Origin of the sequence: Bifidobacterium breve DSM 20213 = JCM 1192 (assembly GCF_001025175.1) — a bacterium.
Lineage (GTDB): Bacteria > Actinomycetota > Actinomycetes > Actinomycetales > Bifidobacteriaceae > Bifidobacterium > Bifidobacterium breve.
Genome location: NZ_AP012324.1, coordinates 1,171,675 through 1,192,145 on the forward strand (window position 1 = coordinate 1,171,675; position 20,471 = coordinate 1,192,145).

Sequence of the window (20,471 nt, forward strand, 5' to 3'; positions counted from 1 at the left end):
CAGACGTCATGCCTTGGTGGATATGGCCGATTCTGGTTCTGTTCATGTTGGCCATGATTGCGGCCGGACTAGTATATGCGGGACTACATGGATTCCATGCCGTGCAGGATATCGCGGAGATTGGCGGTAGACTTGGCGAGCGCGTCTCCAAAATGGGGGAGCCCGGCGATTCCACAGAGGAGAGCGAACCGCCGCTGTTCACGCAGCCGCTGAATGTGGCGCAGGAACGCTATGTCGACGCCCATGCAGAAGTGATACAGCGCAAGAACGTCACTCGCGAACGCCATATCGCGGCTTGGAACAGGTGGAAGCAGTTCAACAAGTAGACGACTAGTCGGAAAGCATCATGGCACGTCACCCTCACCATCAGGAAGGCGATTCTTCCCGAACGCTTAGTCCTGCCCAGCGATACGCATCATTCCAGAAAGCCAATAAACACAGAGCATCGGTCGCGGCTCGTTTTGCCGCTACACTGCCGTTCGATCTTGACGATTTCCAGACCGAAGCCAACGACGCATTGGAGGCCGGCAGCAATGTGCTGGTCGCCGCACCGACCGGCGCAGGCAAAACCGTGGTAGCCGATTTTGCCATCTATCTGGCTCAGGAACGCAACGTCAAAGCGTTTTATACCACTCCTATCAAGGCTCTCAGCAATCAGAAATACCATGATCTGGTAGACGTATACGGCCCGGATAAGGTAGGCCTGCTCACCGGTGACACCTCGATCAATTCCGAGGCGGACATCGTGGTGATGACCACCGAAGTACTGCGCAATATGCTCTACGAGCATTCCACCACGCTCACCGCACTGCGGTATGTGATTCTGGACGAGGTGCATTACCTTGCCGACCGCTTCCGCGGTCCGGTTTGGGAAGAGGTCATCATTCACCTGCCCAAGACGGTGAAAATCGTGGGATTGTCTGCCACGGTGTCCAATGTGGAGGATTTCTCCAACTGGATCGCATCCGTGCGCGGCGAGACCAAGCTGGTCATCAGCGAGCATCGCCCGGTGCCGCTTGAACAGCACGTCATTGTGCAGGCGGATGAACAAACCGAGCCGGAGGTGCTGGATCTGTATCGCAGGGACGGCAACGGCAACAAGACCACGAAGCTCAACGCCGAGTTGATCAACCGACTCGACCAACTGGACCGCAAGGCGGCACGCCGCCGTGGTGAGGAACGGCCCGACAAGCGCAGGGGATTCAAAGGCAAGGGCGGAAAGGGGCACAAGGATCGCGTACCACGCCCGGAGCGACACACGCCTCGCCGTTGGGCCGTGGTCGACGAGCTGAACTTTCTGGGCATGCTACCCGGCATCTACTTCATCTTCTCGCGCAACGGCTGTGATCAGGCGGTCGAGCAGTGCATCAATGCCGGACTGGAACTGACCACCGATGAGGAAGTGACCAGGATTCGCCGCATCGTGGACGAGATGATGGAAGGTCAGCTCACCCAAGAGGATCTGAAGGCGTTGCAGTTCTCCAAGTTCCGATTCGCTTTGGAAGAAGGATTCGCCTCACATCATGCCGGCATGATCGCCCTGTTCCGCCAAATTGTCGAGCGCCTGTTTGAAGAGGGCCTCGTCAAAATGGTGTTCGCCACGGAAACGCTGGCGCTGGGCATCAATATGCCGGCACGCTGCGTGGTGGTTGAGAAGCTGGAGAAGTTCGACGGCACCGGTCACGTGGGTTTGACTCCCGGCGAGTTCACACAGCTGACCGGACGTGCCGGCCGACGCGGCATCGACACCATCGGCCATGCCATCGTGGTCGACCATCATGGATTCGTGCCCGCCACGGCCGCGGCATTGTCTTCCAAGCGTGTGTATCCGTTGCATTCCAGCTTCCGTCCGACGTTCAATATGGCGGTGAATCTGCTTAATTCCAGCGACTATGGGACCGCACGAATCACCTTGGATCAGTCTTTTGCCCAATGGGAAGCCAATGAATCCGCCTGGCAGCTGGAATCGCAGATCAACACGCTCACCAATGCATTGACCGGATACGAACAGGCGTTCGCCTGCAATCATGGCGATTTCAAGCAGTTCATGACGTTGCGTATGGAGCTCAGCGACATCGAGAAGGATGGCCGCCGCAAACTCAAGCACGAGGTGTTCCTGACCGATCAGGACAGATCTCGCGCTTTCCAGGACCTCGACAAGCGCATCCAGAAGCTGCGCAAGGCCGAGCACGCGCATCCATGCCGCAATTGCCCCGACCTCCAGCAGCACCTCAAATGGGGGCACCGCTGGGCCCGTGAGACCCGGGAACTCAATCGGGTGAAGTATCGTTATGACTCGCGTACCGGCTCTGTGGCACGTCAGTTCGACCGTATCTGCGACATCCTTACCCAGCTCGGCTATCTGGAGCGGCATGATGACGGCAACGGCCGTATCGACGTGACCCTGACCGAAAAAGGCCTGCTGTTGCGCCGTATTTACAGCGAGCATGATCTGGAACTCTGCGAGGCGCTGCTTGCCGGCACTTTCGACAAGCTCGATGCCAACGGGCTGGCCGCGGTACTTTCCTCGCTGGTGTACGAGGCCAGGCGTGGCTCGGACGGCGAACCACGGCATTATCCGGGCGGCATTTCCGGCCCTATCGCCATCGCATCGTCCAAACTGCAAGGCATCTGCGCGGATATCAACATCCTGTGCGAGGATCACAGCCTGGAAGAAATGCACCAGCCGGACTTCGGCATCGTCGACATCATGTACGAATGGGCCGACGGCGGTTCGCTGGGTGCATGCCTGTACGGCACGGACATGACCGGCGGCGACTTTGTGCGCACCGCCAAACGACTGGCCGACGTACTGCAGCAAATCGCCGTGGCGCAGCCATTGCCGTTCGATGGGGGAGAACGGTTGGCGGATATCGCCCATGAAGCGGCTGATCGTGTGAACCGCGGAGTCGTGGCCTATTCCGGCGTCGATTAACCTTTGCTTGGCCGGCTACACCGGTCAGTCACTAGCGAACAGCGGAATAGAAGCCAAGTCCGAACTGTTGCGTAAATTAGTACGGTCGAAGATTTTTCAAGGAGGATGCCAATATGGCAGAACGTAGCCTCAGGGGCATGAGCATCGGCGCGAAATCGCTGGAGTCCGATGACAACGTGGATTTCGCCGCGCGAAACGATGTGGCGTATGTGTGCCCTAAGGGTCACCGCACTATTCTGCCGTTTGCGGAAGGTGCCGAGATTCCTGACGAGTGGGAATGCCGCTGCGGTTCCGTGGCCCATCGCGAAGGCGATGACGACCGTGAGGCCGATGAGATCACCAAGCCGACCCGTACGCACTGGGACATGCTGCTGGAGCGTCGTAGCGAGGAGGAGCTCGCCACGCTGCTCGAGAAGCGTCTGCAGATGCACCGCGACGGTTGGATTCCCGATTACGAGTGAGCCAACAACACGTGAACTTGATGCCCAGTCAAACCGACTGGGCATAATCATTGCTGAAGCAATCTTGCGAACATGAACACCATAGTGAAACAGGGGAGTGGACCTCATATGGCACAGCATCCGAGGAACGTGGTCCTGCTGGACCTCGACGGCACGCTTACCAAGTCCGACGGCGGCATCATCGCATCCGTCATCAAGACGTTCGAGGAATTGGGTCGCCCGGTTCCCGACGATGCCGAGCTGCATCGTTTCATTGGTCCGGCCATCATCGAATCGCTGCGACGCAACCATGTGCCGGAGGAGGAGCTTGACCGGGCGGTCATCATCTACCGCAGCTACTATGCGGATCGCGCCGTGTTCGATGATCCGAACGAGCCCGGCAACAAAGTTCCCGGCCGCTTGGTGAACGTCGTGTTTCCCGGTATCCGCGAACAGCTGCTCAAGCTGCGTGCCGACGGCTATTATCTGGCGTTGGCCAGCTGCAAGCCCGAGTACCAATGCGTTCCGATCTGTGAGCATTTCCATCTGACCGAATTGCTGGATGGCATTTATGGCGCTTCCAAGGACAACTCTCGCTTGGATAAGGATCAGGTCATCCGTTATTGCTTTGACAAAATCGGTTTTGATGCTTCGGCAGGGGATAAGGCCGTGATGATCGGCGATCGCTACACCGACATCGATGGCGCACACGCCTGCGGGCTGGACACCATCGGCTGCCGTTGGGGTTACGCCCCGGCCGGCGAGATGGAAGAACACGGCGTTTACGAGATCATCGAGAAGCCCGAGCAGATCGAAGAAGCCGTAAACCGTTATTTTCAAACGCACTGAAACACAACGGCGAGGACTTCTTCATGATGGGATGCGATGAAGCCTGCGCCGCGGCCTTCGACATGGTTTTCATCGGTTTGCCGTTGCTGTCGCTGTATGAGATTCCCATGCTGATATGGTTCATTTGGCGAGCATTCCACTGGAAACGAAATGACAAGGATTGGCTGAAAGGCACGGCGATTCTTGCAATTGCGGTGGTCGCTCCGGTGCTCCTTTGGCTGTCGGCCTGGTATGCGTGGACTAGTTGATACAGGCGACTGAATCCTCGTCAAGGATAACTAATCTGACATAACGTACATTATCGGATTCCAGTGTCATCGTCGTTCTTACGTACAGAGGCACCAATACGCCGATCCATTGCAGTCTCCGAAGCGTTGCGCGCCTGGAAATACATGGCGACGTTCTCCAGCAACACCAGAACGAATACGATGACAGCTGCGGGCAACTGCGCTGCGTCGCAGAAATCTCTCAGACGCACATCCATGGAATCCGCGAGAAAAACGAAGATAGGAAACGGTATCAGCGCCATTACAAACGACAGAAAATGCATTTTGACCATGGACCAGTCAACCGGCTCAGTCGCCGGACGCTTTGCCCGCGGCGTGAATATGTGGCCTCGACCTATCGTGAACGTGATAATGACGACGGCCATAATGACGGCGACGAGCCAGAGCACGATTGGCAGGAACCCAATGACTATACCCATTGCATCAATCCTTCAGCACTGTGTTCTGCAAGATTACTCGATCATTGCACGCCCATAATGAAAAAACGACCTGCCGGAAACCCGGCAAGTCGCCATCATACAAACCTGCTGCGAAATCAAGCGGCCTCACGCTGTAGACGCTGCGCCTCAAGCTTCTTGCGCATACGCATGGCGGTCAATTCGTCAATCGGACGATTCATGGAAACCGTCATCGGCTTGTCATCAAGATCGACGTAATCCTCATCCTCCAGAGCGGTTTCAATCTGATGCCACAGTGAGCCGACCGACACGGCGAACACGGCCTTGCCGCTTTGCAGCAGCTCAAGCATCTGCTCGCTGGTCGTGCATTCGTGCACGTTCTGGCCGTCGCACATGATGGTCACGTTGGCCAGCTGATCGGTGGTGTGCTGGGTAAGGAAGCCGATGGCTGCAGTCACGTTCTGCAGATTCACGCCGGCATCCAGCAGCTTCTTGGAGACGGCCAGAATCACCACGTCCTTGAACGAATACAAACGACGGGAACCGGATCCGTGCGATGGCGTGATGGACGGTTCGACAATCTGCTTGCGTGCCCAGTAATCGAGCTGACGATACGTGATGCCCGCAACCTTGGATGCCACGGTACCGCGATATCCACGCTTGATTTCCTCGGAATCGGCGTTGGCGAACAACTCCCCCTGGATAGCGCCATCATTGAGATCTTCACGCTCATCAAGCGGAATATGAAGATGCAGCTCGGTCCGGCTCATCTCGGCTCCCCTAACTCACACTGGTGTAATCACACGATTGCAATTCTTCACCAAGTGTAACCCCACATAATGTGTCGGTTATTGGGAGACAAAGGCAGATTTCGTGAAGAACACCAGACGGAACTTGCCAATCATGATTTCATCGCCGTTTTTAAGCACCGCCTGATCAACGCGCTGACGGTTCACATAAGTGCCATTGAGGCTTCCGGCATCGATAACGGAATACTGGCCATTGACCCGGCGGAACACGGCGTGCTGCCGGGATACGGTGGAATCGTCCAGCAGAATATCCGCTCGGGGATCGCGACCAACAGTGATTTCATCCTCATCAAGCAGATACCGCGAACCAGACACCGCTCCCCTGGTCGAGATAAGCAACGCCGTCCCCTCGGACAGGCGTGTAATGGTGTCCAAATCCTCCTGAGTCAGAGGACGGTCGCCGGTTGCGGTAACGGGCAATACGTTAATAGCAGGCAATCCAATGATGGTGGTTTCGCCTGCGCTAGGAATCGGATCAGTCATAGCTTCCTATTCTACCGTCTTTGCATACTTATTTTGCGTAGCTTCACGCACTTCATCAATAATGACGTTATCGGAGGCTTCGACATTAACATTAGCTCCATACTTGACCTGCAGCTGGGCGCCCACTCCCCCGGCGATGTCAACTGCGTTGGAAAGCTCCTGCGGATTGCCGATGGCCTTGACCACATACGGAGGTTTGATGGCCGTGCCATCGGAAATCAGCCCTTCGTCAGCATCTTGAATATAGGTCGATGTGACAACGCGAACCTCGTTGATGGCAATGACTTCGGCGCCGGCATTGCGCAGCTCCTCGATGAGGTTGAACATGATCGAAGCGTCGATTCTGGATGTCGAACCGCGGCTGACCGTAACCGTAATACCCTTGCCCTTGGCTGGGAGCCGGCCGGAAATCAGACCACTGGTTTCCTCGTTCTGCTTGGCGATCTTACGCGCCTGTTCCTGCTCGTTGGCAGCCGACTTCAACGAGTTCAGCTGGCTGGTCAGCTGGGTTTTGCGCTGCTCGAGGTTGGATATCTGCGTGTTCGACTCGTTGAGCAGACGAACCAGCTCGTTCTCATCCATCGTTTCATAGGTGGATTTGGTGTTGTTGATCTGACTCATGTAGGCAAAGCCCAGCAATGCGCACATCAGCATGATGAAGATCGACGATATCAGTCGGGAACGATCGGAATTCCGGTTCAGGTTCTTACGCGGCTTTTTGCGTATAGTGGGGAACGAACCAGTTTCCATGCGGTCGTTCGCCTTATCTTGGGCATGCTGGTCATGCATTTTGTCCAGCATGTTGTTTGATTTAGCCCTTCGTACCATATCAGCCTCGGAAGATGAACCGGCGAATGGCGGACACGTTGGAGAAGATACGGATGCCGAGCACTACAATGACGGCGGTCTGCAGCTGCGAGCCGACGCCAAGCTGATTGCCGAGGAACACCAGCAAAGTTGCCGTCAGCACGTTGGCCAGGAACGATATGACGAATACACGGTCAGAGAAGCTTCGTTCAAAGTACGCGCGTGCAGCGCCCAGCAGTGCGTCGATGGCGGCCACCACCATAATCGGCAGATAGGGTTGCAAGACGACCGGAATGTCCGGCTTGACAAACACACCGATTACCACGCCGATAATCAGACCTAGGACGGCTGCCATTATTCGTTCCTCTCTGCGTATTGGGTTTCGCCAGCCACTGCTGCCTCAAGTGTAATCGAATTGGACTTGTTTACCTGCGGATAAATACCTGCTTGTTTGAAGGAATCGTACAGGCTTGCCAGATTCTTTGATCCCATAGCTTCGGCCAACGTGTTCTTGTCTCCGATGGCTTCAATGGTGTACGGGCTTTCGATGGCATTCACGCCAATGAGAATATGTCCACCCGCCTTACGGATGGAGGTCTGTGCACCGAGCCTATTGCCGTTGATGGAGATGGCTTCGGCTCCATTTTGGAACATCAGCGATACCAGCTGCTGCAAATCAAGATCCGTGACGACGCGAATCTTGCTGGTGGTACCCACTCTGGTGGAGGTGGATTGGTCGGACTGGCTCGCCGCAATAGGATCGGCCAATGTCATGGTGATGCCTTCACCGGTGACGGCCACGGCACCGGTGACCAATTCATCCTGAATCAGCGTGTCGCTTTTGACCTTTCCGGAGACCTTCTTCGACTGCTCGTCAACTTGGGCCTTGACTGCATTCACATCTTTGGTGAGCTGTTCGATTTGCGCATTGCGGTTTTCGAGTTGGTCGGCCAACGTCTGACGCACCTGTTTGCGCGGATCGGACTGCAGCTGCTGGACGAACAGGCACCCCGCAAACCCGACACCGACGCAAATCAGGAAAACGATAATGCGATTGAACCAGATGGAAAATACAGATCGCTGCTCATGGACCAGTCTCGAATCGGAGAACATGGGATCCATCGGACGGTTCACGAGATCGTCGATGAGTTGCAGGGAATCATCGTTGGTTTTACGGCGACGGCGTCCGCGAACGGCCGTGGCATCATTGGGAGACAACGCATGGTGGGATTTCACAGACCGAAATGCACGGGAAAAAATGGCACGACGGCGTACTGGCTCATTCTCTTCTGGTACGGGGAATGAGACCGGCGCTGTGGAATCAGGCTCCATGCCGCTCCCCCAATTCCTTGCGCAACAAGCTCACACCTTGCTTGGTGTAGATATATCCGGCCAACCAGTACATGGCAATGCCCCAAATCCCTGCGGCAAGCGCGGCAAGATAGAGCAGGTGGAAGAAGGCGTTGGTGCCAAGATCAGCGAAAATCAGGCTGACGATGGAAATCATCAATAATGCGGTGCCCGCTTTGCCCACGAAATGCACCGGCAACGGACCATATCCATATTGGGCAAGCCACAGCACCTGAATTGCCATCCACAAGTCGCGCAAACCCACAATGATCAGCATCCACCAGGGGATGACGCCGGCGATGCCGAGAGCCAGAATCGAGCAAAAAATCAACAGGCGATCGGCTACCGGGTCAAGAATCTGCCCGATTTTGCTGACTTGGTTGAATCTGCGCGCGATGATGCCATCGAGTCCGTCAGAAGCGGAGGAGATGGCGATAAGCGCCAACGCCGCAATCATCTCATGCCGAGAGATCAGCGCGGAGATGAATGGAATCGAGATGATTCTCAACGCGCTGATCAGATTCGGCACAGTGAAATACAGGTCACGCGCCTCTGGACTGTATCTGCTGCTGAGTTTGTGGTCTGTCATATCGACAAATAGTCTACATGGTTTACATGCGAGAGGCTTGCAATGCGGTGACGATGATGCCTCGAGCACCGACTTCGTACAAATCGTCCATCAGCTGGTTGACCTTGGCCTTGGGCACCATGACGCGCACGGCGTTCCACTGCTTGTCGTGCAGCGGGGAGATAGTGGGGCTCTCAAAACCGGGGGTCACGGCCACGGCTGCAGACACCTTGCTTACGGGGATGTCGTAATCCATAAGCACGTACTGGTGTGCGGTCAGCACGCCTTGCAGACGGCGGGTGAGTACGGCGAGACGGGAGTCCTTCTCGTCCAGACGCGGAGAGCGAATCAGGCACGCTTCGGAGTGCATCAGCGGGTCGGAAAAAACGCGCAGACCGGCGTTGCGCAGCGTGGTACCGGTGGAGACCACGTCGGCGATGAGGTCGGCCACGCCCAGCTGCACGGAGGATTCCACGGCACCATCCAGGTGGATGGTTTCAGCTTCGATACCGTGTTCGACGAGGTATTCATGCACCAGCTTGTCGAAGGTGGTGGCCACGCGCTTGCCCTGAATGTCTTCCAGAGTGGTGATTGGGGATTCGTTCGGAGCAGCGAAGCGGAATGTGGAGGAGCCAAAGCCGAGCGGCATGTGCTCGAGTGCGGCGGTACCGGAATTCTTCAGCAGATCTTGTCCGGTGATGCCCACATCAATGGCACCGCGGCCCACGTACACCGCGATATCCAACGGACGCAGGTAGAACAGCTCGATGCCGTTGTCTTCATCCTGGACGACGAGCTGACGAGGATTAGTGCGCAGACGGTAGCCGGCCTCGGCCAGCATGTTCCACGCGGGTTCTGACAACATGCCCTTATTGGGCACTGCGATTCTCAGCATGAATGCTCCTCTCCCCTGTTGGGAGTTCGATGCGCTGCGGTTACTGCATTGTGCGGGGATTGCCAGCAGAATTGCCCGTGAATCCCTTGTGCTTGGTTCAGTGTTCTGCGGCCGCGGAACGGCGATCACAGGTGCTTGTAGACGTCCTCGAGGGTCAGGCCGTGCTTGATCATCATGACCTGAACATGGTAGAGCAGCTGGCTCATCTCTTCGGCGGTGCGATCCGCGCCCTCGTACTCGGCGGCCATCCAGGTTTCGCCGGCCTCTTCGATGATCTTCTTGCCGATGAAGTGGGTGCCCTTGTCGAGCTCATCGACAGTCAGGGAGCCTTCGGGACGGATCTTGGCCTTTTCGGACAGTTCGGCGAACAGGGATTCAAACGTCTTCATGATTATCTTTTCTTTGTTGCTTCTGCTGAGGTAATGGGCGCGCTGCGGCTCAGGCCTTAAACGCGGCCTCGGCCTTGGCACGGATGTCATCGACGGCCTGGGCGGGGTTCTCAGCGCCATATACGGCGGAACCGGCCACGAGCACGTCGGCGCCGGCTGCGGCCACGATGTGCGCGGTCTTGGGGCTCACGCCACCGTCGACCTGAATGCGGGTCTTCAGTCCGCGACGGGTGATTTCGTCGCGTAGACGGCGAACCTTGGCCATCTGGTTGTCGAGGAACTTCTGGCCGCCGAAGCCGGGCTCCACGGTCATGATGAGCACCATGTCGAACTCATCGAGGATGTCGAAAATCGGCTCGACCGGTTCGGCCGGACGCACGGCGAAGCTCGCCTTGCAGCCCATTTCGCGCAGCTGGCGTGCCAGACGTACCGGGGCATGGGTGGCACCCATGTGGAAGGAGACCGAAGCGGCACCGAGCTTGGCGTATTCGGGGGCCCAACGATCCGGATCCTCGATCATCAGGTGCACGTCGACGGGAAGGTCGGTGACCTCGCAGATGCGGCCAACGATGGGCTCGCCAAGGGTCAGGTTCGGCACGAAATGATGATCCATCACGTCGACGTGAACCAAATCGGCATTGGAGATGGCCTTGAGGTCACGTTCGAGGTTGCAGAAATCAGCGGACAGGATGCTGGGTGCGATTGCGATATTGCTCATGGTTTCCTACCTTATCTGTGCAATGGGACTTGGAGCCCCGTGTTTCGTGCTGTTTGGACGCTGTTCTTTCCAGTGTTACTTATTTTGCATATTGCCGCGCTGGGCTTTCTTCTGGCGCAGTCGTTCTTCTTCGATGCTCTGGCGTTCGAGTTCGTCGGCGGTGACCGCCGCAAGTTGCCGGGCCTGTACCTTGGAGTCAGGGCCATGCTGGTAGAGCACGACGAACAGGATGCAGCCGATCACGAAGACGATGATGGCGGTCCAGACGTTGGTGCGCAACCCCAGAATCACTGTGGAGTAGTTGATGCGCACGTTTTCGACCCAGGTGCGGCCCAGTCCGTACCACATCAGGTACATGGCGAACTGCTGGCCAGCCCTAAGGCGGTCGGCGAGCTTATGGCCAAGGTAGATGATGATCGCGGCGCCGATGAGGTTCCAGATCATCTCATACAGGAATGTGGGGTGGAACAGGGTGGTTTTGTAGTCGGGGCACTCAGCGCCGGAATAGCAGATTTCGGATTTGCCGATGGCGTCCGCGTCGTTGAGTTTCAGACCCCAAGGCAGGGTGGTGGGCCACCCGTAGAGTTCCTGGTTGAACCAGTTGCCGAGTCGGCCGATGGCCTGGGCCACGGGCAGCGCGGGGGCGATGGCGTCGGCGAAGATCGCGAACGGGTAATGCTTGTGGCGGCACCATAGGAACGCCACCAGCGTGCCCACGGAGATACCGCCGAAGATGGCCATGCCGCCTTCCCACACCTTGAGGATGTTGATCAGGTTGCCGGTGGGCGGGAAGTAGTCGGCCGGCGTGGTGATGCAGTGGTAGAGGCGTGCGCCCACCAGAGCGCAGGGCACGGTGACGAGCGTGGTGTCGAGAATCTGGTCGAAGGTGCCGCCGTAGCGCTTCCAGCGCGTGGTGAGGATCCACACAGCCACGCAGATGCCAATCAGGATGCAGATTGCATACATGTGGATGGTAAACGGGCCGACCTGGAATTTAGAGAAGGTCGGCGAGGGGATATAGGCCAGATTCATCGTGCCTCACTTACTCGTATTCGCTAATGCCGCCTGCCATACTACCGCATGGAAACCGGGACTCGAGGAACGCCTCACGCTTTGGCAGCGTACTCGTTTCATATGTGTCGAGCCTCAGGGTCCAAGCTTTTCCTCGATGGCTTCGATGGCGGATAATCCCTTTACCAGGGCGCAGGCGGCAATCCATGACGGAAGCAGGTGCCGAATACGCCCTGATTCTAGGGGCGGCAGGTCTTAGCGTGCGTTGTGGATGCCTTCGGCCAGTTCCTCGCTCTTGGCGGCGAGCAGCTTCAAGCCTTCCTTCGGGTCGCGTGCGGTCTTGTTGTCGTCCGCGAGCAGGGTGTGCACGAGCGCGGAGCCGACGATGACGCCGTCCGCGTAGGAGCCGACCTTGGCGCCCTGTTCGGCGGTGGACACGCCGATGCCCACGCACACGTTCTCGGCACCGGCCTGACGGGTACGTTCCACGAGGAGTTCGGGCGAGGCGTCGATGGTGGCGCGTTCGCCGGTGACGCCCATGCGGGCGGCCGCGTACACGAAGCCGCGCGCGTTACGGGCCACGGTTTCGAGGCGCTCGGTGGACGAGTCCGGGGAGACCAGGAAGATGCGGTCGAGTCCGTGGCGGTCGGAGGCTTCGATCCACTCCCCCGCCTCGTCCGGGATAAGGTCCGGGGTGATGAGACCGGCGCCGCCGGCGTTCTCGAAGTCGCGGGCGAAGCGCTCGACGCCGTAGTGGTACACGAGGTTCCAGTAGCTCATGATGAGCGGCACGCCGCCGGCGTTGGCCACGGTTTCGACGGCCTCGAACACGCGCTTGATGGTCTCGCCGTTGTTCAGGGCGATGGAGGCGGCAGCCTGGATGACCGGGCCGTCCATGACCGGGTCGGAGTACGGCAGGCCGATTTCCACGGCGTCGACGCCGTGCTCGACCATCGTTTTGAAGGCGTCAAGCGAGACGTCTGGGTTGGGGAAGCCATAGGGCAGGTAGCCGATGAAGGCGGGCTTGTTCTCGGCCTTGAACTTGGTGAACATAGCGCCCGACTTGCTGGGCTTGTGGCTGATGCCCAGCGGCTGGCCGGACGGCGTGGTTGCTTCGTTGGTCATAATCAACAATCTCCTCTTCTTGTCAGGCGACGGTGTCGCCGTGGGCGCCGGCCACATCGAGCGCGGCGGCCTGATCGTCGGTCAGGTAGCCAAACCACTTGCCGGCGGTGGCCATGTCCTTGTCGCCCCGGCCGGAGATGTTCACGATCATCACGGCCTTGTTATAGCCCTTGGCCTTCAGATCCGCGGCGGCCTTGTACGCGCCGGCCACGGCGTGCGAGCTTTCGATGGCGGGGATGATGCCCTCGCTCTGGCTTAGGTCGCGGAAGGCGTTCATGGCCTCCTCATCGGTGGCCCAGCTGTAGTTCACGCGGCCGATGTCCTTGAGCCATGCATGCTCTGGCCCCACGGAAGCGTAGTCAAGGCCTGCAGAGATCGAGTAGGTATCGAGCGTCTGGCCTTCGTCGGTTTCCAGCAGGTAGCTCTTGGCACCCTGGAACATGCCGAGCTGGCCGGTGCCGGGGGCGAAGCGGATGGCGTGCTGGCCGGATTCGGGGCCGTTGCCGCCGGCTTCGTAGCCGTAGAGGTTCACGCGGTCATCGTCCAGGAAGGCGTTCATCACGCCGATGGCGTTGGAGCCGCCGCCCACGCAAGCGCAAATCGCGTCCGGATGGTCGATGCCGTACCAGTCCTGAAGCTGCTGCTTGGCTTCCTCGCCGATGATCTTCTGGAAGTCGCGCACCATGGCCGGGAACGGGTGCGGGCCTGCGACGGTGCCGAGCAGGTAGTGCGTGTCCTTGACGTTGGTGACCCAGTCACGCAGGGCCTCGTTGATGGCATCCTTCAGAATCTTGTCGCCGAGGGTCACCTCGACCACTTCGGCGCCGAGCATACGCATGCGGGCCACGTTCAGGGCCTGGCGGCGGGCGTCGATCTGGCCCATGTAGATGCGGCACTTGAGGCCAAGCATGGCGCACACGGTAGCGGTGGCCACGCCGTGCTGGCCGGCACCGGTTTCGGCAATCACGCGTGTCTTGCCCATGCGCTTGACGAGCAAGGCCTGTCCGAGCGCGTTGTTGATCTTGTGCGCACCGGTGTGGTTCAAATCCTCGCGCTTGAGGAAGATACGGGCGTCGAGGCCGGTCTTCTCCTTGACGAGTGCGGCGAAGCGCGGGGCTTCGGTCAGCGGGCTCGGGCGGCCCACGTAACGCTGCTGGAGCGTCATGAATTCCTTGTGGAATTCGGGGTCGGCTTTGGCTTGCGTGTAGACGCGCTCAAGCTCGTCGAGGGCGGTGATGAGGGCCTCGGGCACATAGCGGCCGCCGAACTGACCCCAATACGGTCCCTGATGTTCGCTGAGCGGGGTTGTTTCGGATGCTTTCACTTGTGCTCCTGCCTTTACTAGTCGTTCCACTGCAAGTTCATGATCGTCGGCGGTGGCCACGCCCTCGCCGACCAGTACCGCGTCCGCTCCCGCGCGGGCGTAGTCTTCGACCTCGACCGCGCCGAATACGCCGGATTCCGCCACCTTGATGACGTCATCGGGCAGATCGGCCGCGAGTTCGTTGTATTTGTTCACGTCCACCTTGAGGTTCTTCAGGTTGCGCGCGTTGATGCCGATCACCTTGGCGCCGGCCTGACATGCGCGTTCGATCTCCTCGCGGGTGTGCGTTTCGACCAGCACGGTCATGCTCAACTCGTGCGCCAAATCCAGCAGATGTTTGAGCTGGGCGTCGTCCAATGCGGCGACGATGAGCAGCACCAAATCGGCACCGTGGGCGCGGGCTTCGTAGATCTGGTAGTCGGTGACGATGAAGTCCTTGCGCAGCACCGGAATATGCACGGCGGCGCGAACCTTGTCGAAATCATCGAGGCTACCGAGGAATCTGCGGCCTTCGGTGAGCACGGAAATGGCGCTTGCGCCGCCCTTCTCGTACTCGCGGGCCAACGCGGCCGGGTCCGGGATGTCGGAGAGGTGGCCCTTGGACGGGGACGCGCGCTTGATTTCGGCGATCACCGGGATGCCATCGGCGCGCTTGAGCCATCGTGTCGCATCGATTGGAGCCGGGGCCGCCAGCGCGGCCTTCTTCACATCCTCAAGAGACACGGTGAGCTCGCGGGTTTGCTGGTCCTCCAGTGCGCCCGCCACCAATTCGTCCAAAACCGACATGGTCCTCCCTTTGTTGGTATGCGATCATGCGTCACTCTAGGTCACGCCCTGCCCTTATTGCCTTGTGCGTCCTACATTCTGGGCTATTCCTCGTTGGTTCGTATCGCTACGGAACCAGAGCGGCCAACAAAAAGGAAAATCGCCATGAATATCGGTCATACGGCCTGGGATTGATTCCATTGATGGCATAGACTGGGCGCATGTGCAGGAGATTCGCGCTTGATTTGGATTGGGATGCCGTGGCCTCACAGTTCGCGGTAGACGAGGATGACGTGCGCGTTGACACTCTGCCACAGCCTTCCTACAACATCGCACCCACGCAGAACATTGGCGTGGTGGCACAGGGCAAGGATGGCCGCCGTCATCTGACCGGTGCCTATTGGTCGCTGGTGCCGCGATGGAGCGCCAGCAAAGTGCTGAGCTACCCCACATATAATGCGCGTGTGGAGTCTGCGCATGTCAAGCCGGCGTTCGCCGAATCCACAAAATCCATGCGAGCCATCATCCCCGCTTCCGGCTACTACGAATGGAAAGGTCGCAGGCCGTTCTATTTTCACGCGCCACATGATGAACTATTGTCTTTGGCCGGCCTGTACTCATGGTGGAGGTCGTCTCCCGCATCGCCATGGCAGCTGACCGCAACCATCATCACCTGTCCTGCCGCGGACGAGTTCGTCAAGGTGCATGATCGCATGCCCCTGCTGGTTCCTCGGAATATGGTTGCCTCATGGCTGGACCGCTCCGTTGACGGAGCCGCACTGTTAGATTCCATGCGGGAAGCGGGTACCATGCTTTCCCGGCGTCTGCAATTTCACGAAGTCGCGCCACTGAACAGCGATGGCAAACGTCTTATTCAGCCATTGGATTCCACCGAACCCATGCGTCTGTTTTGAGCTCTTGCAGCTGGAACCGGCTATGCAGCTGTATATGAAGACGGATCAATCAACGCCCCGCTGATAGCTAACCTCGTATGGCCCTCAGTCAAAAACAGGTCTCTTCTGCTCGACATTGGTCGACTACGACTACTTTTGCACCAATCCGCGCAACAACTCGATCTCGTCGCGATGCGTGGCGGGCGTCTGCTCCTTGGTTTCGAGGATCATCGGGAGCTTGGCCATGATCGGGTCGTTGACCAGTCGCGTGAAAAACGGGATGCCGAGCTGGCCCTCGCCGATATTGGCGTGACGATCCTTATGCGAGTCGAGGCCGAACTGCGAATCGTTCACGTGAATCGCCTTGACCTTGGCCAAGCCGATCACCTCATCCAACTGGCGCATCACACCGTCGTAGTCGTTCACCAAGTCGTATCCGGCATCCAGCACATGGCAGGTGTCGAATGTGACGCCGACGTTCGCCTTGTTCTCCACGCCGTTCATGATCGTGGCGAGCTCCTCGAAGTTGCGCCCGCATTCCGTGCCTTTGCCGGCCATGGTCTCCAGCAGCACCATGACGCCGGTCGTACGTTCGAACACCTGATTCAGTCCCTCGCTAATCAGCCGGCAGCCGGTCTCGGCGCCTTGGCCCACATGCGCGCCGGGATGAATGTTGATATACACCTCCTGGCCGGTCTCGCGGATGGCGGTCAGCAGCTTGATATCCTCGGCCAGCGCCTCGATGGCAAATGCGCGCTTGGCCTCATCCTTGCCGGCCAGATTGTAGACGTACGGCGCATGGACGACCAACGGCCCATAGCCTTCGGCCCTGAGCTGTGCGCCGAACACCGCCGCGCCGGCCAGGTCGAGCGCCTTGGAACGTTTGCCATACGGAGATCGCGGAAAGAACGCGAACGCGGTGCCGCCCTCCTCATGGGAGCGTTTCAGCAGCTCGTTCCAGCCGCCAGCCGTCGACAAATGCGATCCGATAAGCAAACCCGTCATTTCACTTCCGCCTTTCGTGAGCCGTTTCATCTACCGCTATCATATGGTAGGCAGCATCGAGTGCAGCCCGCACAACCGACATGAGGCACAACCCTCTGACCATCCGACCATCTGACCGAAGGAGACTTAAGCATGGCGTCAGCCGGCAATCCCAAGGACGACACCGGCCTCGAACGGAAAATGGAGTCGCGCCACCTGACGATGATCTCCCTGGGCGGCGTAATCGGTACCGGCCTGTTCGTCAGCTCCGGTTACACGATTCATCAGGCCGGACCTTTGGGCGCGATCCTCGCCTACGCGGTCGGTTCCTTGCTCGTCTACTGTGTAATGGTCTCGCTGGGCGAGCTGTCCGTGGCCATGCCGTATGCCGGCAGCTTCCACATGTATGCGAAGCGATTCATCGGACCCGGCACCGCATTCACCATCGCCATCCTGTATTGGCTGAACTGGGCGGTGGCACTCGCCTCGGAGTTCACGGCGGCAGGGCTGTTGATGCAACGGTGGTTTCCTCATTCGCCGTCCTGGGTGTGGTCGGCCGTGTTCATTGCGGTGGTGTTCGCGCTCAACATCATGTCCGTGCGGCTATATGGTGAGGCGGAGTTCTGGTTCGCGTCAATCAAAGTGTTCGCCATCATCGCGTTCATTGTGATCGGCCTGCTGGCAATCTTCGGCTCTATACCGATTGCCGGCCATGCTTCCGCGCCGTTGCTGGGCAACTTCGTGGCCGATGGCTGGTTCCCGAGCGGCATCGCACCTATTTTCTCGACTTTGCTGACCGTGGTGTTCGCGTTCTCCGGCACCGAAGTGGTGGGCGTGGCGGCCGGCGAAACCAAAAATCCATCGCGCGCGATTCCCAAAGCCGTGCACACCACGGTGCTGCGTCTGGCAATTTTCTTCATCGGCTCGATTCTGGTGATGGCGGCCTTGATCCCCTGGCATCAGGCCGGCGTGGACACGAGCCCGTTCGTGCTGGTGTTCCAGTCGATCGGTATGCCGTTCGCCGGCGACATCATGAACTTCGTGGTGCTGACGGCTGTGCTTTCCGCCGCGAACTCCGGCCTGTACGTGTGCTCGCGCATGGTGTGGTCGCTGGCCAAGGAGCGGCTGATCCCGGCGCGCTTCGCCAAGACGAATTTCCGCGGCGTGCCGGTGTGGGCCGTACTGTTCAGCATGGCGGGTTCGCTGCTGGCGCTGCTGTCTTCCGTGATCGCCGCTTCGACTGTGTATCTGGTGTTGGTCGCCGTATCCGGCTTGGCGACGCTGGTGGTGTGGTTCTCCGTGTGCGTGTGCCATATCCGGTTTAGGCGTGAATGGACGCGGGACGGGCACAGCGCCGACGAACTCGGCTATCGCGCTCCCGGTTTCCCGGTGCTGCCGTGGCTGGCCATCGTGATGTGCATCGGCGCGCTGGTGCTCGTGGTGCTCGATGAGACGCAGCGTTCGACCCTGTATTGCATGATTCCGTTCGTTGCCTGCTGCTACGCGGCCTATTACGCCCTCGAACGGCAGCGTAAACGCGAAAATAACGCCTAGCTCGGTTTCGAGGGGCTGATTTGGCGCTTACCGGAGATCTATCTCCGTTTCAAGGGGCTGATGCCCAAGTAGACAAGGCTCCACAATGGCGTCATGTCGTTGCCACAAAGCCGTTTATACTCGCGGTTTGGCGTTTGAACAGCCCCTCGAAAGCCAAGTAGATGTCCCCACCGGACGAAATCAGCCCCTCGAAGCCGAGAAACCATTGATAGCCGATTATGTTGCGCCCAGTGACGTGCCTGGTTCCGTGCTCGAACTGGTACAATAATCGGAGTTTGTTTTTTGCAAAGGTGCATTGTTATGTACAAGGTGTTGGTGTCGTTCGCAGACAGCTAATGCGCGTTGACTCGTCGTGCTAAGCCGTGGTCACCGTTTGGGCCCACGGCGCTTCTGTTGTGCCATTTCCCTAACCTGTACATTTCGTCATATTCGAGTTTCACTTGTCTTCACGTGTCGCGTTGCCGCCGCCGTGCTTGCGCTCCCGACCGTGATCGGCTGGCTGCTGCAACAGCCGGGTCTTGGCTTCACGGCGGTGATGGGCATGGCTGTGGTCTGTGCCATGGCTGAACTGGTCGTTGCATTGATTGGTCCGCTGCGTCGGATCTCGACCCCCGACCGGTGGAGCGAATCCGAGCTGTGAATGCAGCGAACGCATACTCCGCGCCCGGATGTCGGTGCGGAACGTACTCAACCGTCAGCCAGACGGACACACTCCTGCTGACTGACGGTCATATTATTGGCATACGGTGGTTGAGTCATCCACTAGCATGATTCATACCACTGCTGGATGGTATGGAATTCACAGTACGAATTATCAGCCATGTCAAATCAGGTCGTACGGCATCTGATGCTTGACCAGCCAGAAGATGCCGAGGCCGATGAACACCAGCAGATTGAATCCGCCGCTATGCCATGGCAGCACGATGATTAGCGTCGCCATACGCGCCACATAGGACGCCGCACGCCGCCAGCCTTCTCGCGGCCGGGTTTCCACTGTCATATGCGTGAAACTGCCGCCGAAAGTGCAGCCGCCGCGCAACCATGGCACCACGCCCTCGAAGAGGATGAGCGCCGCCAGGAAGAGGATCGAACCGGTCCAGTCGAACGGTTCCATCGACTGCCATGAGCCATTGGAGCCCGAGGGCAGGTTCGAGCGGACGATCATGACGAACAGATGCGTCGGCATCACGGCGAACGCAATCAGCGTCATGTCGATGATGAACGTGATCAGCCGCCTCATGAAGCCTGGTGTGGTGGTCGGCGTCATATCGGCGACCCGCGCCGGAATCAGGCGCAGCGAAAGCATGGCCAGCGCGAATCCGATCAGCGCGCCGGTCGTGTTCCACAGGAGATCGTCCACGTCGAACAGACGGTAGGCGCACGGGAACACGCCCATGAGGCCGGTCAGCTGCATCGTCTCCAGAAACAGCGACGTGGCGAATGACAGTACTGCGGTAACCGGCAGCGGCCAACGCCAGATACGGCCCATGATGAAGCCCAACGGCAGGAAGAACACGATATTAAACGCGATTTGCAGTACGGCGGTGAGACCATCGGTACGGATGTCACCGATGAACTGCAATGGATTGAGCTGTGGCGTCAGATGGTGCGCGGCGCAATAGGCCGCCGCATCGGCCGGCATCGGATACAGTGTGAAGCACAGCAGGCCGAGCAGGTACAGCACCGTGCCATACGCCACTATGGCCGACGACAGTCGGATGCGATTGTCGCGATGATATAGCAACGCCAGCACCGGCACCGTCAGCAGCATGGACACAAACGGCCACAATGCCAGCGCGAACGCAAACGGTTCGGAAAAGTTCTTGAGAAATCCCATCTTCAATGCTCCCTGCTTCGGTCCGCTCCATTCGGTTTCGGACCATATCT

Annotated in this window: 23 protein-coding genes; 8 read left to right on the top strand and 15 right to left on the bottom strand. The window is 58.6% G+C overall.

The features are described 5' to 3' along the window. Positions 1–8 precede the first annotated feature (8 nt). From BBBR_RS04955 to BBBR_RS04975, 5 genes are all read left to right on the top strand, one after another. Positions 9–326: a hypothetical protein gene (locus BBBR_RS04955; RefSeq protein WP_003829375.1), complete on the top strand. Its 318-nt coding sequence runs from the start codon at positions 9–11 to the stop codon at positions 324–326. Between the two features lie 20 nt (positions 327–346). Then, positions 347–2,935, top strand: a complete 2,589-nt coding sequence (locus BBBR_RS04960) for a DEAD/DEAH box helicase (RefSeq protein ID WP_003829376.1) — start codon at positions 347–349, stop codon at positions 2,933–2,935. 113 nt (positions 2,936–3,048) lie between these two features. Continuing rightward, complete coding sequence (locus BBBR_RS04965) at positions 3,049–3,396, top strand: RNA polymerase-binding protein RbpA (protein ID WP_003829377.1); 348 nt, start codon at positions 3,049–3,051, stop codon at positions 3,394–3,396. 108 nt (positions 3,397–3,504) lie between these two features. Next, positions 3,505–4,224, top strand: coding sequence for an HAD family hydrolase (locus BBBR_RS04970; protein WP_015438812.1), 720 nt, complete (start codon positions 3,505–3,507; stop codon positions 4,222–4,224). Between the two features lie 23 nt (positions 4,225–4,247). Then, on the top strand, positions 4,248–4,472 hold the full coding sequence (locus BBBR_RS04975) for a hypothetical protein (protein WP_003829379.1): 225 nt from the start codon (positions 4,248–4,250) through the stop codon (positions 4,470–4,472). Positions 4,473–4,522: 50 nt separating this feature from the next. Here BBBR_RS04975 and BBBR_RS04980 read toward each other — a convergent pair whose 3' ends face one another. From BBBR_RS04980 to BBBR_RS05040, 13 genes are all read right to left on the bottom strand, one after another. Then, the gene (locus tag BBBR_RS04980) at positions 4,523–4,930 is read right to left on the bottom strand and encodes a hypothetical protein (protein ID WP_003829380.1); all 408 of its coding nucleotides are present in this window, start codon (positions 4,928–4,930) and stop codon (positions 4,523–4,525) included. A gap of 116 nt (positions 4,931–5,046) precedes the next feature. Next, positions 5,047–5,679, bottom strand: a complete 633-nt coding sequence (locus BBBR_RS04985) for a MerR family transcriptional regulator (RefSeq protein WP_003829381.1) — start codon at positions 5,677–5,679, stop codon at positions 5,047–5,049. 78 nt (positions 5,680–5,757) lie between these two features. Further along, positions 5,758–6,201 carry an FHA domain-containing protein gene (locus tag BBBR_RS04990; protein WP_003829382.1) on the bottom strand — a complete coding sequence of 148 codons (444 nt, stop codon included), beginning with the start codon at positions 6,199–6,201 and terminating at the stop codon, positions 5,758–5,760. Positions 6,202–6,207: 6 nt separating this feature from the next. Next, positions 6,208–7,029, bottom strand: coding sequence for a DUF881 domain-containing protein (locus BBBR_RS04995; RefSeq protein WP_015438816.1), 822 nt, complete (start codon positions 7,027–7,029; stop codon positions 6,208–6,210). A 1-nt stretch (position 7,030) separates the two neighbouring features. Then, a complete protein-coding gene (locus BBBR_RS05000) occupies positions 7,031–7,363 on the bottom strand; it encodes a small basic family protein (RefSeq protein WP_003829384.1) in 333 nt (110 codons plus the stop codon). Further along, complete coding sequence (locus BBBR_RS05005) at positions 7,363–8,340, bottom strand: DUF881 domain-containing protein (RefSeq protein ID WP_025299835.1); 978 nt, start codon at positions 8,338–8,340, stop codon at positions 7,363–7,365. The genes BBBR_RS05000 and BBBR_RS05005 overlap by 1 nt, the downstream gene beginning before the upstream one ends. Beyond that, entirely contained in the window at positions 8,330–8,947 is a 618-nt protein-coding gene (locus tag BBBR_RS05010) for a CDP-alcohol phosphatidyltransferase family protein (RefSeq protein ID WP_003829387.1), read from the bottom strand. The genes BBBR_RS05005 and BBBR_RS05010 overlap by 11 nt, the downstream gene beginning before the upstream one ends. Before the next feature lie 22 nt (positions 8,948–8,969). After that, positions 8,970–9,821, bottom strand: coding sequence for an ATP phosphoribosyltransferase (hisG, locus tag BBBR_RS05015; RefSeq protein ID WP_003829388.1), 852 nt, complete (start codon positions 9,819–9,821; stop codon positions 8,970–8,972). Between the two features lie 125 nt (positions 9,822–9,946). Continuing rightward, complete coding sequence (locus tag BBBR_RS05020; RefSeq protein WP_003829389.1) at positions 9,947–10,210, bottom strand: phosphoribosyl-ATP diphosphatase; 264 nt, start codon at positions 10,208–10,210, stop codon at positions 9,947–9,949. A 49-nt stretch (positions 10,211–10,259) separates the two neighbouring features. Then, complete coding sequence (gene rpe, locus BBBR_RS05025; RefSeq protein ID WP_003829390.1) at positions 10,260–10,928, bottom strand: ribulose-phosphate 3-epimerase; 669 nt, start codon at positions 10,926–10,928, stop codon at positions 10,260–10,262. A 75-nt stretch (positions 10,929–11,003) separates the two neighbouring features. Beyond that, entirely contained in the window at positions 11,004–11,960 is a 957-nt protein-coding gene (gene lgt / locus BBBR_RS05030; protein WP_003829391.1) for a prolipoprotein diacylglyceryl transferase, read from the bottom strand. A gap of 234 nt (positions 11,961–12,194) precedes the next feature. Further along, positions 12,195–13,064: a tryptophan synthase subunit alpha gene (gene trpA, locus BBBR_RS05035; protein ID WP_007054259.1), complete on the bottom strand. Its 870-nt coding sequence runs from the start codon at positions 13,062–13,064 to the stop codon at positions 12,195–12,197. Between the two features lie 22 nt (positions 13,065–13,086). Then, on the bottom strand, positions 13,087–15,174 hold the full coding sequence (locus tag BBBR_RS05040) for a bifunctional indole-3-glycerol phosphate synthase/tryptophan synthase subunit beta (protein ID WP_003829394.1): 2,088 nt from the start codon (positions 15,172–15,174) through the stop codon (positions 13,087–13,089). Between the two features lie 200 nt (positions 15,175–15,374). Between BBBR_RS05040 and BBBR_RS05045 the strand changes: the two genes are divergently transcribed. Then, positions 15,375–16,067, top strand: a complete 693-nt coding sequence (locus tag BBBR_RS05045) for an SOS response-associated peptidase (protein WP_003829395.1) — start codon at positions 15,375–15,377, stop codon at positions 16,065–16,067. Between the two features lie 129 nt (positions 16,068–16,196). Here the strand turns inward: BBBR_RS05045 and BBBR_RS05050 are convergent, their stop codons facing one another. After that, complete coding sequence (locus BBBR_RS05050) at positions 16,197–17,051, bottom strand: deoxyribonuclease IV (protein ID WP_025262986.1); 855 nt, start codon at positions 17,049–17,051, stop codon at positions 16,197–16,199. Positions 17,052–17,183: 132 nt separating this feature from the next. Here BBBR_RS05050 and BBBR_RS05055 point away from each other — a divergent pair, with 132 nt between their 5' ends. Next, positions 17,184–18,584, top strand: a complete 1,401-nt coding sequence (locus BBBR_RS05055; RefSeq protein WP_003829397.1) for an amino acid permease — start codon at positions 17,184–17,186, stop codon at positions 18,582–18,584. A gap of 487 nt (positions 18,585–19,071) precedes the next feature. Then, a complete protein-coding gene (locus BBBR_RS10320; RefSeq protein ID WP_404801533.1) occupies positions 19,072–19,224 on the top strand; it encodes a hypothetical protein in 153 nt (50 codons plus the stop codon). A gap of 183 nt (positions 19,225–19,407) precedes the next feature. Here the strand turns inward: BBBR_RS10320 and BBBR_RS05060 are convergent, their stop codons facing one another. Continuing rightward, on the bottom strand, positions 19,408–20,421 hold the full coding sequence (locus tag BBBR_RS05060; RefSeq protein WP_003829400.1) for a VanZ family protein: 1,014 nt from the start codon (positions 20,419–20,421) through the stop codon (positions 19,408–19,410). Positions 20,422–20,471 lie beyond the last annotated feature (50 nt).